The organism is Chryseobacterium populi (genome assembly GCF_000282115.1).
Taxonomy (GTDB): domain Bacteria; phylum Bacteroidota; class Bacteroidia; order Flavobacteriales; family Weeksellaceae; genus Chryseobacterium; species Chryseobacterium populi.
Genome location: NZ_AKJY01000117.1, coordinates 58,790 through 76,212, shown reverse-complemented (window position 1 = coordinate 76,212; position 17,423 = coordinate 58,790). Strand labels below are relative to the sequence as shown.

Annotated in this window: 11 protein-coding genes and 1 pseudogene; 1 reads left to right on the top strand and 11 read right to left on the bottom strand. The window is 38.3% G+C overall.

Translation table 11 applies throughout. The annotated features are described in order from the left end of the window. From PMI13_RS20050 to PMI13_RS20000, 11 genes and pseudogenes are all read right to left on the bottom strand, one after another. Positions 1–670 (bottom strand): annotated as a pseudogene (locus PMI13_RS20050) (lectin-like domain-containing protein); the annotation flags it as partial. A gap of 166 nt (positions 671–836) precedes the next feature. Then, a complete protein-coding gene (gene rnhA / locus PMI13_RS20045; protein WP_007847336.1) occupies positions 837–1,313 on the bottom strand; it encodes a ribonuclease HI in 477 nt (158 codons plus the stop codon). Between the two features lie 67 nt (positions 1,314–1,380). After that, positions 1,381–2,964: a replicative DNA helicase gene (dnaB, locus tag PMI13_RS20040; protein WP_007847334.1), complete on the bottom strand. Its 1,584-nt coding sequence runs from the start codon at positions 2,962–2,964 to the stop codon at positions 1,381–1,383. A gap of 156 nt (positions 2,965–3,120) precedes the next feature. Next, a complete protein-coding gene (locus tag PMI13_RS20035) occupies positions 3,121–5,187 on the bottom strand; it encodes a T9SS C-terminal target domain-containing protein (RefSeq protein ID WP_007847331.1) in 2,067 nt (688 codons plus the stop codon). A 114-nt stretch (positions 5,188–5,301) separates the two neighbouring features. Then, positions 5,302–7,386 carry a T9SS C-terminal target domain-containing protein gene (locus tag PMI13_RS20030; RefSeq protein WP_007847326.1) on the bottom strand — a complete coding sequence of 695 codons (2,085 nt, stop codon included), beginning with the start codon at positions 7,384–7,386 and terminating at the stop codon, positions 5,302–5,304. A gap of 89 nt (positions 7,387–7,475) precedes the next feature. Next, positions 7,476–8,711 carry an MFS transporter gene (locus PMI13_RS20025; RefSeq protein WP_034670338.1) on the bottom strand — a complete coding sequence of 412 codons (1,236 nt, stop codon included), beginning with the start codon at positions 8,709–8,711 and terminating at the stop codon, positions 7,476–7,478. A 92-nt stretch (positions 8,712–8,803) separates the two neighbouring features. Further along, on the bottom strand, positions 8,804–9,166 hold the full coding sequence (locus PMI13_RS20020) for a hypothetical protein (RefSeq protein WP_007847320.1): 363 nt from the start codon (positions 9,164–9,166) through the stop codon (positions 8,804–8,806). A 69-nt stretch (positions 9,167–9,235) separates the two neighbouring features. After that, entirely contained in the window at positions 9,236–10,735 is a 1,500-nt protein-coding gene (locus PMI13_RS20015) for a GH3 auxin-responsive promoter family protein (protein ID WP_007847318.1), read from the bottom strand. Between the two features lie 125 nt (positions 10,736–10,860). Further along, on the bottom strand, positions 10,861–11,124 hold the full coding sequence (locus PMI13_RS20010; protein WP_034670340.1) for a hypothetical protein: 264 nt from the start codon (positions 11,122–11,124) through the stop codon (positions 10,861–10,863). A gap of 175 nt (positions 11,125–11,299) precedes the next feature. Further along, positions 11,300–11,695: a hypothetical protein gene (locus PMI13_RS20005; RefSeq protein WP_007847315.1), complete on the bottom strand. Its 396-nt coding sequence runs from the start codon at positions 11,693–11,695 to the stop codon at positions 11,300–11,302. A gap of 212 nt (positions 11,696–11,907) precedes the next feature. Continuing rightward, entirely contained in the window at positions 11,908–13,743 is a 1,836-nt protein-coding gene (locus PMI13_RS20000; RefSeq protein ID WP_007847313.1) for a T9SS type A sorting domain-containing protein, read from the bottom strand. Between the two features lie 201 nt (positions 13,744–13,944). Between PMI13_RS20000 and mfd the strand changes: the two genes are divergently transcribed. After that, the gene (gene mfd / locus PMI13_RS19995; protein ID WP_007847312.1) at positions 13,945–17,310 is read left to right on the top strand and encodes a transcription-repair coupling factor; all 3,366 of its coding nucleotides are present in this window, start codon (positions 13,945–13,947) and stop codon (positions 17,308–17,310) included. Positions 17,311–17,423: the final 113 nt, after the last annotated feature.

Sequence of the window (17,423 nt, the reverse complement as noted above, 5' to 3'; positions counted from 1 at the left end):
CCCCCCCAGCCGGTGCAAAAGACTGGTTAATCACTGTATTTCCATCGATTTTTAATGTAACGATCCAGTTTGCAGGTATTGCCGGATCTACTTCTCCGGTTACTTCCACATGCTTGAAAGTGGCTCCGACAAGAGGTATAGTACTTGTAAGATCAGGAGAATGGAATGAGCTCCCGGCAGTATTAAAATATTCAATGTTGTTGTTATCGGTCGTATTTTGCACTACACCATAAGCAAGGTGCACCTTATTCATCTGGCCTCCTGTAGTGTTGTTGTAAAGGTCAAAACCGATCATAAGGCCTATTGCATTTTGTGGGATCCCCAATCCGGAGCCTAGCTGGCTTGTTACAGGCGGATTTTGAAGATACCAGAATGAAAATCCGTCTCCTCTTCCGGAGGATGTTCCGTTTCCATCAAGTCTGAAATCAAACTCTATTCTCCATTTATCACAGTACTTCAGATTGATCGGATCATTTAAATTTATTGCTCCCGATTTGCTTGTAAGGTCTTCGGTAAGTACAACGAAATCTCCGTTTACCGCTGCTGTAGGAACTACAGTCCATCCGGTGGTATTAACGGGATTTCCTGTAAGCTGATAGGTTTGGGAAAAAAGTTGTCCTGACAGGCAAAATAGAATAGTAGCAAGATAAAACAGTAATTTTTTATTCATTTATTAGGATGCTTAAAATTAGACGTGTAAAGATATTAAATCCCAAGTAATAAATATGTATCTTGTGTTAATTTTGTAGAATGTATTAATTAATTTTTAATAAAAGTTAATTTGTTTAACGAAATGGTTAATGATGGTGTTATAATTTTAGATTTATTCAAAATTATCAGAAAAGTGAACTATTATCGAGATTTTCAAAATAGGTATCTATTTCTAAATTAGCGGAAGCGGCGGCGGCAACAGCCAGTTTATCACATAATTCATTTTCGAAATGCCCGGCATGTCCCTTTATCCAGTGCATTTTCGGCTGATGTTTGTTATACAGGGGTATGAATTTTTGCCACAGATCAGGATTTTTTACATTTTTCCAGCCTCTTTTTATCCAGCCGGAAATCCAGTTCTGATTAATCGCATCCGCAACATATTTGCTGTCGGTATAAATATGAATATCATTTTCTTCAGATTTCAGCTTTTCCAATGCTGTAATCACAGCCAGGAGCTCCATCCGGTTGTTCGTCGTTTTCCTGAAGCCTTTAGAAAAGGTTTTCTGATAATTTTTTTCGGGTACCCGCATAAGAATTCCATATCCTCCTTTTCCGGGATTTCCGCTGCATGCTCCGTCAGTATATATTTCTATTTTCAAGATGTATTAATATGGCAATTAACTTTTCTTATTATGAAGATGTTAAAGCTGTATATTCAGGTTTAAATTAGAATGGGAAATCGTCATCATCATCAAAATCATTCATTGAAGATCCTGAAAGCTGTGAGTTATCCGGTAAGTCAAAGGCTGCACCGGGCTGTATTGTAGTTTTTATCTTATCAAAACCGCTCGGCTCATTTGATCCGAAATTGGAAGGGTAGCCACTACCACCATCTAAAGCGGCCTCAATGTCTCCGAATTTTGCAAAATGTTTTAAAAAAGATAACCTTACATCTGCTGTAGCCCCATTTCTGTGTTTTGCAATAATTAATTCTGCCTGGTTCTCCGTTGAGGTTTCCTGCCCTTCTTCATCATTATCCCACACAGAAATTTTATAATACTCAGGCCTGAAGATAAAAGATACAATATCTGCATCCTGCTCAATCGCTCCTGACTCCCTAAGATCCGAAAGCTGAGGTCTTTTTCCGGGACGGGTTTCCACACTTCTTGAAAGCTGGGAAAGGGCAATTACCGGAACGTTCAGCTCTTTTGCAATTGCTTTTAATGAACGGGATATCATGGAAATTTCCTGTTCACGGTTTCCACTTCCTTTTCCTCCTCCGGCTGTCATCAGCTGAAGGTAATCGACCATGATCAGCCTTACCCCGTGCTGCATGACCAGTCTACGGCATTTTGCACGGAAATCGAATATGGAAAGTGAAGGGGTTTCATCAATAAAAAGCGGAGCGTTTTCCAGTTCAGATACATTGGAGAACAATCTCTGCCATTCTTCATCATCAAGAGTTCCCTTTCTTAATTTTTCTGAAGATATCCTTGTTTCGGATGCAATCATCCTTGTGATAAGCTGTACTGAAGCCATCTCGAGCGAGAAAAGCGCCATCGGGATTTTATGGCCAACGGCAATATTCCTTGCCATTGACAGAAGGAATGCGGTTTTCCCCATTGCCGGACGAGCTGCAATAATAATAAGGTCGGAATTTTGCCATCCGCCGGTTTCTTTGTCAATATCCCTGAATCCTGACGGTACTCCGGAAAGTCCCTGCTTGTCTTTTAAAGATTTAATCGTATCGATTGCCTGTTTTACCAATGAATTGGCAGTATCAAATCCTTTTTTAATGGTTCCGTTGGTAATTTCAAAAAAAGATTGTTCTGCTTTGTCCAGAAGTTCAAATACATCTGTTGATTCTTTATATGAAGAATCGATAACGTTGGCTGATACGTTAATTAAGCTTCTTAAAATATACTTTTCAAGGATAACTCTTACGTGATATTCAATATGGGCAGATGAGCTTACTCCCATCGTAAGGTCAATAATATAGTGATCACCACCTGCGGAAAGTAGTTTGTCTTCTTTTTTCAGGTCCTGGATGATGGTCATAATGTCCACCGGCTGGTTTCCTTCATATAGTTTTAAAATGGTTGCAAAAATCACCTTATGCCTGGGATCGTAAAATACTTCCGGAGTAAGTAAATCTACGGAATGGTCAAGCCCTTTTTTATCAATTAAAAAAGTTCCTATAACCAGTCTTTCGAAATCTACTGCATTAGGAGGCATTTTTCCGTCTGCAATCGACAATTCTTTCGCGAAGTTTCCATGCGTAAGAGATGATAGTGTTTCTTTCTGCGCCATGGTGCAAATATAGCTTATTTAAAAAATAATCGGAAAATAGTAATTAACAAATTATTGCTGAAAAGCCTTAAAATACTGTCAATAAAAGATAAAATCTGTTGATAAAAAAATCACCCCGAAATTGAGGTGATTTTAATTTGTTAATAGGGTTGAAAATTATTCTCTGTTTTTTACCAATATCCAGCCGCTGTATTTTGTCTGGGTATTGTTTTTATCATTTTCATTCCATGAAATGGAGTACCAATACGTTCCTGTGATGATTTTTTTACCGCCGGAAGTACCGTCCCATCTGAAGTTTCTTATTTTGTCTGCTTCATACAGTTTGTTTCCGTATCTGTCATATACAATGAAGATCAGGTTTTTTTTGTATGCCAGTTCCGAATAGTCAATATAATCATTCACATTATCTCCGTTCGGCGTAATGGCGTTCAATAGGTTTGGAACTGTAATCTGTACTTCAACAGGCGTACAGTCGAAAGAATCGATGACATATATTTTGTTTTCTCCTCTCGGAAGGCCGGTAAATACATTGGAATCCTGCCAGTTGATACCATCTAAAGAGTATTTGTAAGGAGCTGTGCCTCCTGAAACATTTACAGTGATGGTATTGTTTGAAATATCAATAGAGGCAATAACAGGCTGCTTGGATGGATATACATTGACCTGCTGCAACGTAAAACATTTACCTGTTTTCAGTTTTACCCAGTAAGCTCCTATTCCGACGTTGGTGATTGATTGTGTAATTGCTCCGGTACTCCACTCATATCCGTCAAAACCTGGTCCCGCATCGAGAGTCGTAGTGTCTTCAGCACAGATGGTTACATCTTTAAGAACAGCAGATTTTACAGGAGGAAGAACCTTAAGCGTGATTTTCGAAACAGAAAAACAGTGATTCTCATCAGTTACTCTTACGTAAACATCAGTGCTTACCGTGATATATACCAGAGGATTACCGATTGGGTTGGTTCCGCTCATGGCATTGGCAAAAGTGGTATAGAATTTCTTGGTAGTTCCGGTCTGACTTGTAACATCTGCAGTGGTAAGATCAAATGCAGCAGTTGTAATATTGGTGTCTATATAACAAGACTCCAGAACTGCGTCTTTCACCACGACAAGAGGATGGAATTTTAACTGGATTTCAGCATCATCAGTACATCCTTCCGAAGAAGTTACTTTTACATATACCGTTTTTTCACCTGAAACATACGCTGTATAGTTAGTAATCATATTGGTTCCTGCATTCAGGTCATTCAATGTGGGGTAATACTGCTTGATAGCTCCCGGTTCATTGAAAGTATCTGCTTCTGTAAGATTGAAGGTTGCGGTTCCTGCATTGTTGTTGTTACATGCAAACAAAATGGCATCCCTTGCTATAATATTCCCTTGCCTGAATTTAAATTTCCCTGTCAGGAAGCATCCGTTGACAGGATTGTTCGGGTTAGTCGGATCCTGGTACTTCAATCTGTAATAATAAATGGTAGTTCCGTTGATTATAGTAGGATTTGGAAGCGGGCTGTCTCCGGTTATGGCATCATTCGTATTGTCATGATAAGTAACGGTGAAATTTATATTTCCATTTAATATACCATTGGTAAGGGTATTGAAGTCAAAAGGAGATGGAAGTGCACATTTTAAAATCTCATTCGGAGAATCAGGAGTTGGGCCAGGTACACCTGGAGTGATGAAAGGGTTAGGAGTCAATGTAGGATCGTTAAAAGGCGATGTCAACGTTGCTGTTCCGCCCCATGTCAAAGAAAACCCGTTAGAGGTACTCAGGAAATTATCAACAATCAGATAGTAGGTTTCTCCGGCTATTACATTCAGAGCCGGGCTCCAGTAAGCAGAACCTGTTGGGGTTAGTTCAAGGCCTGTATTTCCGGTAGGAGTTGATCCGGCATAGTTACATCTTATAGGTGCACCTAAAGCAGCGCAGCTGGCATTAGGCCCATACACTGCAAAATCATAATCATCCGGATTATTGTTAGAGTCAATCGTAAATACAAGTGTTCCCGAAGTAGCTACCGTAAATGAATACCATACCGAGAAGTTTTCATCCTGCATCAGGCATCCAGGATTTGATAAATCTTCCTGAACATTTCCAGATCCGGAAGGGGTATATGAAATATCAGAATTTCCACACACCGGAATCGCTGATATACAGTCCGATTGTGAAAAATATAATTGAGATAAGAATACAATAAAAAGAAGTAGTAGTTTTCTCATTTTAAAATGATTTTTATGTAACAAAATTAAGTAAAATAATGATAATAATAGAATCATTACTCATTTTGAACGGAAAAAAACCGCTGAAAAGCGGTTTTTTAATAAAGGTATAAATTACTCTCTGTTTTTCACCAATACCCAGCTTGAGAATTTGAAAGCAGTATTTTTCTTGTCATTCTCATTCCAGGTTACAGAATACCAGTAAGTTCCTGTTGATACTTTTTTACTTCCATTGGTTGTTCCGTCCCATTTGTAGCCGTTGGTTTTATCAGCTTGGTATACTTTGTTGCCATACCGGTCATAAATGCTGATGATCAGATTTTGTTTGTAACCCAATGCTGAATAATCAATCACATCGTTGATTCCATCACTGTTTGGAGTGATCACATTGATCATATTTGGTACCGTAACCGTAATATCGATCGGATCACAGTCATAATCATCTTTCACATAAATATGAACATCCCCTCTCGGAAGATCAGAAAATATATTGGAATCCTGCCAGTTGATATTATCGATGGAGTATTTATAAGGAGGTGTTCCCCCGATTACATTTACTGTAATGCTGTTATTGCTAATATCTACATTGGTAATGACAGGCTGTTCAGAAGGATAAACTTTTACGGTTTGAGTGGTGAAACATTCGCCTGTTTTTAATTTTACCCAGTATGTTCCTACCCCCACATTATTGATGGCCTGGGTAGTGGCTCCCGTGCTCCATTCATATCCGTCAAAGCCAGGCCCTGCATCAAGGGTGGTAGTATCTTCCATACAGATGATCTTATCGATAAGAACCGTGGATTTTACCGGTGGTAAAACAATCAGGGTAACTTTTGCAATATTATAACATCCGTTTCCATTGGTCACTCTTACATATACCACGCCGTTTGGAGCAATATGAGTTGTCGGGGTTCCAATTGGATTGGTCATATTGATCGCGTCTGTTAAAGATGGGTAATATGTTTTTGTAATCCCTGGCTGAGTGGTTACTCCTGCAGCGGTAAGGTTGAATGAAGCTGTTGAAGGATTCGATTCGATGAAACATGATCTCAGGGTAGCTTCATTAACTACAACCACCGGATGGAAATTCAGCGTAATTACTGCCGTATCGGTACATCCGTATTGAGATGTTACTTTTACATATACTACTCCGGTTGAGGAAGTGTAAGCCATAGGTAACATTATTTCGTTTGTCCCGGCGTTAAGATCATTCATCGAAGGATAATATTGTATCGTTGCTGTAGGATCAGCAATCACATTAGCAGTTGTCAGATCAAATACAGCAGTACCTGCATTGTTGTTATTACATTCCGTTAACGTAGCATCATTGGCGGTGATAGATCCGTCTTTGAATTTGAAATTACCTGTCTGTCTACATCTGTTGATAGGATTATTCGGGTTGGTAGGATCAGTATAGGTAATACTGTAATAATATATAGCGGTCATGCCTACAGGAATCGGAGCAGTAATAGGGTTGTTTCCTGTTAATGCATCATTCTGGCTTGTATGGTAAGATACATTAAAATTAGGGTTTCCGTTAAGGATACCTGCCGTTAGTGTAGTGAAATCAAATATTGCAGGGTTTGAACATACAATAACTTCTCTCGGATCTGCAGGATTAGCTGCAGGTATTCCCGGTGGAATAAACGGATGAGGCTGGATCGTAGGATCTGTAAATGGTGAAGCCAGAGTAGCTGTACCACCCCATACCAGATTAAACGTAAATACCGTATCAGAGAAATTGTCAATATATAAATAATAAGTTTCTCCGGGTAATACATCCATATATTTAACAAAACCGTCTCCACCTGCATTTTCAGTGGTATCTGTGGAGGTCATATTAAGGCCGGTCTGAGGATATAAGGCATACCCGCCTCCTGCATAAGAACACCTTACCGGAGTTCCTTTGGTAGCGCAGGTTTTGTTAGGGCCATATACAGCCCAGTCATAATCTACGTCTCCTGTAGGATTGATTAAGAATGTCAGTGTTCCGCCGGTGGCAATCGTAAAAGAATACCATGCCGAGTGATGTTCTGTGGAAAGACATCCACCCAGGGGAGCTTCATTTACAGCACCTATTCCTGAAGGGGTATAGCTGATATCAGAATTTCCGCAGACGGCAATTGCTGTTGCACAATCTTCCTGAGCGTATGATACCTGATAAAAAATCATCAGAAAAATGAGTAAAAGTTTTTTCATAAGGGGAAATTTTATACAGCAAATATAAAAAATTATTAATCTTTAATTAAAGTTTTTATGATTAATTTAATAGAACAATAAATATATGCTTAATATTGCATTTTCCTAAGTTTAGGATTTGTAGCCCCTACAAGTAATGCGATGAGTACTGTCATACTGCCTCCAAAAATCACTGACCGGACAACGCCTAGAAGCTTTGCACTTAATCCACTCTCAAATTGCCCCATTTCGTTGCTTGACATAATGAATATTGAATTCACACTCAATACCCTTCCTCTGATATGATCCGGAGTTTTAAGCTGAACAATTGTCCCCCGGATAACGACTGAAATTCCATCAAGCATGCCGCTCAATACCAAAAACATAAATGAAAGCCAGTAAAGATCAGACAATCCGAAACCTATAATGCAGAGGCCGAATCCGGTAACTACACTTAATAGAATCTTCCCCTGGTTTTTTCTTAACGGGATAATAGATAAAGTTGTAATAATACACATTGAACCTATGTCTGAAGCGGCATTCAGCAATCCGAAACCCTCGGCACCTACTTTTAAAATATCAGAGGCATATACCGGGATCATTGCAACAGCGCCTCCGAAAAGTACCGCAAACATATCAAGGCATAATGCCCCTAAAATTTCTTTGGTTTTAAATATATAAGTAATTCCTTCCCGCATACTTTCAAAAACATTTACATTTTCTTTCTTATGTTCGGAATGCTGTTTTTTGAGCTGCCAGAAAAATAAAGAAGCAATAACAATTAATGATATAATAACCACCAGAGTCCATTTTACACCAAAAAAGGCGATCAGAAATCCACCGACAGCATGACCACATACTGAAGAAATAAGAAAAGTAGCCTGATTTAAAGTGACAGCGTTAGGCAGATTTTCTTTTTTTACAATTTTTGGAATCATAGATGGAACGATAGGCCCGATAAAAGCTCTTGCAATTCCCGTGAAAAAAATAACACTATAAATAAAATAGGTGATCTGATGCCCTGTAAAATGCATTTTCACATTAAGAAAAGCGGGAATCAACAATAAGCCGATCAGAAAAACATAGGCATAATTGCAGATCAGCAGAAGTCTCTTCTTTTCATTCATATCAATAACATGACCGGCGTACAATGCGCAGCTTACCGCGGGAATTACTTCTGATAAACCGATCAAACCTATTGAAAAAGGATCCTTGGTCAATTGATACACCCACCATCCAAGTAAAGTAGCGAGCATTCTAAAGGCTAAAACGATAAAAAATCTTCCCGTAAGAAGATTTCTGAATTCAACATTCTGCAATGTTTTTAACGGCGTAAAAGAAATCATGCACAAAAATAGCCCTAAATATTTATTTAAGGCTATCAATATATCGTCTTTTTAAATGATAAATCAAATGAAGACCAAAAGATAAAATCTATTTAGTCTGCTCTTGAAGAGCTTAAAACCAATGCGGCAACACCTGCAGCACCAATCACCACAGCACCTGCGGTAGTTCTTGCCCTTCTGCTGTCTCTTACGGCTGATACATTAGATTTTGGAATAATCACTTCTGTACTGTCTTTCTTTCCGGCTGTTCCGATAAGATTATCGCCATCTACATTACGAAACAGCATTCTTTGGTTTTTTGAGCCGTCCTTCATGGTCACAACATAGGTTCTTCCGGCTTGTAAATTAGAATAATCATTTTTCGAAATATCCTCACTGTATTTTGTAGTAGCACAAGATGAAATTACAAATAGAGAAGTCAATAAAGATGATTTTAAAAGTACAGATGCTTTCATTATTATTTTTTAGTTTTCCAAATTTATAATTTTTTTCGAATATATGTTTCCGGAATTGAAAAAATGTGTTTAAAGTTTGTAAAATTCCAATAAATCTGCAATTTTTCTGTCATTGGCTAATCTCGGGGTCTTATTTTGTCCGCCCAGTTTTCCCTGGGATTTGGCATATTCATGAAAAGCGTTTTTCTTTAACAGGGAAATATGAAGTTTCTGCAAAATATTCCCCGAAATCAAATCATCATAGTATGTATTACGCTTCCTCAATTGCAGGTCAAGCTCATCCCGGAATGCATTCACATCCTCAGGTTCTTTTTCAAATTCAATAAACCATTCATGATAAGGAAGCCCGTTACCCGGATTCACCTGCGGAGCAAGATGGAATTCTGTAACCTGAGCCGGAAATTTCTCTAAAGCCGCTTTGATAGCCTCTTCCACTTCAAATGCAATGACGTGTTCTCCAAAGGCGGAAGTGAAATGTTTTGTTCTTCCACTTACTAAGATGCGGTGCGGATTTTTATAGATAAATCTCACGACGTCACCGATAGAGTAGGCCCATAACCCGGAATTGGTCGTTAATACCAAAGCATAATCTTTATTGAGCTCAATATCCTTTAATGTTAATCTCTTTGCGTTAGGTTTTCCATATTCCTCTAGCGGAACAAATTCATAGAAAATTCCATGGTTGGTTAAAAGCAGCAATCCCTCTTTGGTATAATCATCCTGAAAAGCAAAAAATCCTTCAGAGGCTGGAAATGTCTGTACGATATCTACTTTTCCGCCCAGAAGATCTTCCATTTTGTCACGGTAAGGCTCATAATTTACACCACCGGTAACAATGAGTTGCAGGTCCGGAAAAATCTGTTTGATTTTCTTTCCGTGCTTTTCAGTTAATTTTTCAAAATACATGATCAGCCACGGTGGAATCCCGGAAATTAAAGTCATATTTTCCTTTTCGGTTTCAGTTACGATTTTATCAACCTTAGCTTCCCAGTCCTCCATAATATTGGTTTCCCAGCTTGGAAGTCGGTTTTTTTGAAGATAGTTCGGGATGTGATGGGCAACAATTCCGGAGAGCCTGCCTGTTTTTATTCCATATACCTCTTCCATTTCAGGGCTCCCTTGTAAGAAAATCATTTTTCCCTGTACAAAATCAGCGTTGTTTTTTTTAGCAATATAATGAAACAGGGCACTTTGAGCACCTGCAATCTGGTAAGGCATTCCCTCTTTGGATATAGGAATGTACTTTGACCCCGAAGTAGTACCGGATGTTTTTGCAAAATATTCGGGAGTATCGGTCCAAAGGATATTAGCCTGCCCCCTTTTTACCCTTTCAATATAAGGTTTCAGGTCTTCATAATCTGCAATCGAAACTTTTTCCTGAAAATCTTCGACGGAGCGGATGTTTTCAAAATCATGTTCCCTGCCAAAAAGTGTTTTTTTTGCAGTATCCACTAAAGATAAAAGTAATTTTTCCTGGTCCTTTTCTGAATTTCTTTTGAATTCTTCAGCTTTTTGAACATGCTTTTTTGCCCAAACCAACGCTATATTTTTCTTGAGGAAATTTAACATGGCTCAAATTTATAAATAACTGAAGAATCTGATCATATTTTAATTCAATATAAGCAAAAAAACCGATGATTGCACTCACCGGTTCTTCGAAATTTGATTATGAAAATAACAACTATATGTTTAGTTTACTTGTTTACTTTGTACCTTTTATCAGGGGTACCATCCTTTTTAAGTTTTTTGTTTTCCTTATACCTTTTGTCCGGTGTTCCGTCTTTTTTCATTTTAGCTCCGGGAGTTGGTGTTGCAGCCGGCTTTACTGTTTTTGGGCTGGTCGCTTTTATTGTTTTTGCAGTTTGATGAGGGGCAGCGCTTGTTGAAGGAGCTGTCTGTTGAGCAGTTGCAAGCCCTAATCCTAGGATGAGTGACATTGCTGATAATAATTTTTTCATAGTAACTATTCTTTGTTTTCGTTGATTAAAGGTATACAAAAACCAAGCTGAAAATATTAGCTTTTAGAAACTTAACTAAAGTTTATTACTGCTTAAAAAAATATTAAAGATAGAGTGAAAAATAAAACCTGGCTCCGAAACGAAGACAGGTTTATGATATGAATAGTTGTTGTTATTAACGCGTACAATTGGCGGTCCATGTCTTACCGTCTTTTGCAAAAAAGATTTTCAATTCATTATTGTCAATTCTGATATATGAGGTTGCATTTGAGCCCACCATAACCAGTGTGTGGTCACCCTGTTGTTCAAATTCGATTCCGTTAAGATCCGGAATACTGTTTGAGAATGCAAAATTGTATTTTGTACCACTTGCAATTTTGGTTACAAATACGCTTCCGTTATCCGTACTTATATTCGTAGACCCTCCATCGTTATAAGAGATGCTTCCACGATAAGTTCCGGCAAAGAAGTCGTTATTTGTAGGGTCATCATCATCGCTACACGATGATAATGAAGTCACAGTGAAGAATACCAGCAAAAGCATTCCTAAGATTTTAATTGCATTTTTCATAATTTTATTTCTTTAAAGAGTTAGTGGAGTTAAAGTTTCCAACATTATGCCATGTGGTAGATACGGTACTTTTTTTAACGTTTAATTAAAAATTTTGGCAAAAAATTATGAATAATGATTGATTTGAATTGATTCTTTGAAAATACCTGTTTTTGAGTGAAATAAAAACGGTCTCAAATAGCTGAGACCGTTTTTTAAGGTAAAATCAGTGATTATTTTTTCACAGTCATTTTGAAATTTTTCAGGTTATCCCCGGTTTTTCCGGTAACGCTTATAAAATAAATTCCATTGCTGAGAAGGTTCTGAAGTGAAAATTTCTGTTCGGTATTTTTAGAAAGATTTTCGTGGTAGATGAGTTTTCCTGAAACATCATACAGGTCGATCTTGCAGTTTTCTTTTTCTAAAATATCACCTTTAATGATAAAGTTCCCATTATTAGGGTTGTTGTAAAGTATAAGGTTGTTAAACTGCGATGTTTCGAAAGTTCCCAGAGTCTTGATGTTAAACTTGGCCAGGAACGTTACATTTTTTTCCGATCCGGTAAAAGTAGGGTTTGGATCAATGATCTGTGGCTGCCAGCATCCGGAAGTAGCATATCCGCTTGGCGCTGTGGTTTCTCCATAAAGATAAAGAGAGGTTTTATGAATGGCTATATTAATAGGCTCATTGAATTTCTCACTGGTTCCTCCATAATAAGAGCTCCATTGCAATACCCCGTTAGAACTGAACTTTACAAAAAAGTGATTTGATGAATTGCTGGTGTTCTGTTGCGGACTTTGCTGATAAACATTTGGGGTTGCCATATTACTGCCTGTTCCATAAGATAAGCCGCAGACATATATATCATTGCCTACAATGGCTAATGGTTTTTGGGATCCCTGAGAAGTTTCCCAGGCAGTTCCCCCTATATAAGTGCTCCAGATCCTGTTTCCTGAATGGTCGAATTTGGTAAGAAAAATATCGCCGGATCCTGAAATCTGTGGTTGGTGGCTTCCCGGTGTACCATAATAATTATTACTGTTCATTGTCGGGTCGTTGGTAATAAAGTCTCTTCCCGCAATGTATAAGCCGGTATCATTTACCTCAAAATTGGTCATGCCATTATTCCCGAACCCTGCACCATAATAAGTTCCCCAATCTCTGGTTCCTGTATTGGCATTCATTCTCATCATAGCGCCGGAGGATTTAGTGGTTTGAAAAGCTCCTGGTGAAGGGATTGAAATCTGATTGGAGGCAAATTCCTGGCCTATCATCATATAAAGAGCATTGTTGTGGTATTGAATTGCCGAACCGTAACCGGGATAATACGTTCCCCAAAGCCGTTGTCCGTTTGGATTCAGTTTTACCAGAAACCCGTTTTGGATCTGAACTCCGTTTATGGTCATGATCTGATAGTTTTCCTGAAAAACTCTCGGAGTGGTAATGTCCTGTACCGAATAGGTAAGGCCTGAAATATAAACATTTTCAGAATCGTCAACCGTTACCCTTGATAGGGAAGGAAGATAAGTAGCCCAGATAAGGGTGTTGTTTGCAGAATATTTGGCCAGTATCACGGAAGGGTATGAGGATGTGGTGGTCATCCAGACACCGGGAGTGGCAGATACCGGAAGGTTACCGCCGGAATGGTACTGGTAATATTTATTATCCTGTGCATCAATGTACATGAGCTCTTTCTGATAAGTGCCAGGAATGTTCGGGTGAAACTGGTCATATTCATAAAATAACAGATTTCCCGCAGAATTAAACTTGGCGTTGTAAACAGACTGTGGATAAGGGCCGGTACCAAATGAATAGGGTTGCCCGTTCCCCACACTGAATTGCTGATAATAAGATGTATTGTAGCTGATGATTCCTGTAACGAAACCTTTTACATAAATATTATCCTGCGAATCGAAAAGAATGGGTTTTGTGTCGAAAAGTGAAGTCCATGATCTTCCGCCTACAGGTCCGAAGTACGTTCCCCAGGATCTTAAATACTCAAAATTATTTTGAGCCATGATGAAATTGAAAAGGAAGATGTTTACTAAAAAGAATAATTTTTTAGCCATATTATATCTGAGTTTAGGTTATTGTGTTAAAATTACAAAATATATTCAATATGATTGGCAAATATGTTTCATTTGTTTGTTTGATTTGCGATTTTCAGAATTATTAACTGGGGTGTTGAATGTTGCCTTTTACGTATCTTTGCATAGAAAACGGTTTCAGAAAAGCTCTGAAATCGCTTTTGGCGTTTATACCTATATATTATGCAGTTAAAAACCATCAACGAAAAATTTCTTCCGGATTTATTAAAACAAGAGTTTGGAAGGGAAATTTTTACCCGGCTGGAAGCTCATCAGCATATCTCTGTAAAAGGAAATGCAGGATCTTCGGCTTCTATTTTTGTGGCAGAGCTTTTCTTGGCCCAAAAAAAGAACATTCTTTTTCTGGTAGATGATAAAGAAGATGCGCTGTATGTAAACACCGAGATGGAAGATTTATTGGGAAAAGAGAAAGTCCTGTATTTTCCGGCGACCCATCTTGAACCCTATCAGGTTGAAAAAACGCAGAATGCGAATCTGGTTTTAAGAACGGAAGTTTTAAATAAAATAAATTCAGGGAAGTCTCCGAAGGTTATTGTTGCCTATGCAGGAGCTGTATCTGAAAAAGTTCTGAAGAAAGAAGATTTTAAAGCAATTTCCCATCATATAAAAGTAGGAGATCAGCTTGATTTTGATTTTGTAGATGAATTACTGTCCCATTATCAGTTTCAGCAGGCAGATTTTGTTTCAGAGCCGGGAGAGTTTTCGGTGAGAGGGGGGATTGTAGATGTCTTTTCATATTCCTATGAAAAGCCTTACAGGATTACATTCTTTGGAAATGAGGTGGAGAATATTAAAACATTTGATATAGAAACCCAGCTTTCTGTAGATAAGGTGAAGGAATTCCAGCTGGTTTCCAATATGAACTTTTCGGTTACGGGAACTAAAGTTTCATTGCTTCAGCTTCTGCCGAAAGAAAGTTTTGTGGTTTCTAAAAATGGTGTGGTTGGGCTTCAGAAAATTAAAGCATTTTACGAAAAGTCGTTGGAGAAATATGATGCATTAAGTAAAGATATCGCTCACCGAACACCGCAGGAATTATTTATTTCCGATCAGGAGTTTATATTCGACTATAAAAAATTTAAAACGATAGATTTCGGGAGTGTTTCAATGGAAATAAAAGAGCTTGCTGAAGTTAAAATAGAACAAACTTCACAACCTTCTTTCCATAAAAATTTCGAGCTGCTTATTGAAGACCTTGAAGAAAAACAGGGAGAAGGCTTTGATACCTGGATCTCATTTTCCACAGAAAAACAAAAAGAAAGGCTGGAATCTATCTTTGAAGAATTGGAGCATGAAGTTCCTTTTAAAAGCTTCAGATCTGAGCTCCATGAAGGATTTGTAGATAATGACCATAAAATTTCGGTGTATACCGATCACCAGATTTTTGACCGTTACCAGAGGTATAAAGCCAAGAATACATTTGCAAAATCCGAACAGCTTACCCTGAAAGATCTCATGTCCCTGAAAATTGGGGATTATATTGCCCACATCGATCACGGGATCGGAAAATTTATGGGGCTGGTCAAGGTAAATAATGACGGGAAAATCCAGGAATGTTTTAAGCTTACGTATAAAAATGGTGACCTGCTTTATGTAAGCATCCATTCCCTTCATAAAATTTCAAAATACAACGGGCCTGACGGAAAGGAAATTGTTTTAAGCAAGCTCGGATCACCTGCCTGGAAATCTTTAAAACAGAAGACAAAAGCTAAAGTCAAACAGATCGCTTTTGACCTTATCAAATTATATGCCCAGAGAAAAACAGCTCAGGGATTTGCCTATACTCCGGATTCCTATTTACAGAATGAGCTGGAAGCGAGCTTTATTTATGAAGATACCCCAGACCAGGAAAAGGCAACCATTGATGTAAAAAAAGATATGGAAGCAAGTACGGTAATGGACAGGCTTGTGTGTGGGGATGTAGGTTTCGGGAAAACTGAAGTTGCGATCCGTGCTGCCTTTAAAGCGGCTACAGATGGAAAACAGGTAGCTATTTTGGTACCCACAACGATTCTTGCTTTTCAGCATTACCGGAGTTTTAAGGAAAGATTGAAAGATTTTCCGGTCAATGTTGCCTATGTAAACAGGTTCAGGACGGCAAAACAGAAATCAGAAACATTAGCTGCCCTGAAAGACGGAAAAGTGGATATTATCATAGGGACCCATCAGTTGGTAAGCAGCAGTGTAAAATTTAAGGACCTCGGGCTTTTGATTATTGATGAGGAGCATAAATTCGGAGTATCTGTGAAGGATAAACTGAAGACACTGAAAAATAATGTAGATACGCTTACCTTAACGGCAACGCCTATTCCGAGAACATTGCAGTTTTCTTTAATGGCTGCAAGAGATTTATCGGTGATTAAAACACCACCACCCAACAGACAACCTGTAGATACACAGTTGATCGGGTTTAATGAAGAAACGATTCGTGATGCGGTTTCTTACGAATTGCAAAGAGACGGGCAAATCTATTTTATCAATAACAGAATTGAAAACCTTAAAGATATTGCAGGCCTTATTCAGAGGCTGGTTCCGGATGCAAGGGTAATTACGGGGCACGGGCAGATGGAAGGAAAGCAATTGGAAAAGAATGTCCTGGATTTTATGGAAGGCAAGTATGATGTACTCGTTTCTACAACGATTGTGGAAAGTGGAGTGGATGTACCCAATGCCAATACCATTTTCATTAATGATGCCCAGCGTTTCGGGATGGCAGATCTTCACCAGATGAGGGGCAGGGTAGGACGAAGCAACAGAAAGGCTTTTTGTTACCTGATCACTCCGCCTTATGACATGATGACGGCAGATGCAAGGAAAAGGTTGGAAGCGATTGAGCAGTTTTCTGATCTGGGAAGTGGTTTCCAGATTGCAATGAAAGATCTTGAAATCCGTGGTGCCGGAGATTTACTGGGTGCCGAACAAAGCGGCTTTATTAATGAAATGGGGTTTGAAACTTATCAGAAATTAATGCAGGAGGCACTGGAAGAATTAAAGGATGATGAAGACTTCGAAAATTTATTTGACAATGAAGAAGACAGGCAGAAACTCTTCAAATCTGTAAAAGAAGTTAATATTGATACCGATCTTGAGCTTATGCTTCCTGATTTTTATATTTCAAATACGGAGGAGAGGCTGCTGCTTTATCAGAAAATAGCCGAAATAGACAATGAAAAAGACCTTCAGAAGTTTGAATCTGAGTTAATTGACCGTTTTGGAGCATTGCCGAAGGAAGCGGTTAATCTTTTAAAAAGTGTTTCCTTAAAATGGTTGGCTGCAGATATTGGTTTCGAAAAAATAGTCATGAAAAACGGTATTTTCTTAGGGTATTTTCCGGGAAATCCACAGGATAAGTTTTATCAGACGGATAAATTCAGACATATTATTAATTATTTAACCCAAAATCCTGCTGAAGCACAGCTTAAAGAGAAGATCGGGAAAGATGGAAATCACCTGATGATGAGAAAAGATAAAGTGAAAAACGTAGATGAGGTCAACGTTTTGCTGAGGTCGATTCTTCAAACGAATTAATTTTTACGTTCCACGTAGAAATAATTCTACTTTTTTGTGTTAAAAATTCTATATAATAGTTGGCTTATTTCTATGATATAAATCATTATATAATAAGGGTTTACGGTTGAAAA

Coding starts and splice junctions, on each gene's coding strand:
- dnaB (WP_007847334.1), bottom strand. CDS start 2,964: ATGGCGCAGAAAGAAACACTATCATCTCTTACGCATGGAAACTTCGCG.
- PMI13_RS20035 (WP_007847331.1), bottom strand. CDS start 5,187: ATGAGAAAACTACTACTTCTTTTTATTGTATTCTTATCTCAATTATAT.
- PMI13_RS20030 (WP_007847326.1), bottom strand. CDS start 7,386: ATGAAAAAACTTTTACTCATTTTTCTGATGATTTTTTATCAGGTATCA.
- PMI13_RS20025 (WP_034670338.1), bottom strand. CDS start 8,711: ATGATTTCTTTTACGCCGTTAAAAACATTGCAGAATGTTGAATTCAGA.
- PMI13_RS20020 (WP_007847320.1), bottom strand. CDS start 9,166: ATGAAAGCATCTGTACTTTTAAAATCATCTTTATTGACTTCTCTATTT.
- PMI13_RS20015 (WP_007847318.1), bottom strand. CDS start 10,735: ATGTTAAATTTCCTCAAGAAAAATATAGCGTTGGTTTGGGCAAAAAAG.
- PMI13_RS20010 (WP_034670340.1), bottom strand. CDS start 11,124: ATGAAAAAATTATTATCAGCAATGTCACTCATCCTAGGATTAGGGCTT.
- PMI13_RS20005 (WP_007847315.1), bottom strand. CDS start 11,695: ATGAAAAATGCAATTAAAATCTTAGGAATGCTTTTGCTGGTATTCTTC.
- PMI13_RS20000 (WP_007847313.1), bottom strand. CDS start 13,743: ATGGCTAAAAAATTATTCTTTTTAGTAAACATCTTCCTTTTCAATTTC.
- mfd (WP_007847312.1), top strand. CDS start 13,945: ATGCAGTTAAAAACCATCAACGAAAAATTTCTTCCGGATTTATTAAAA.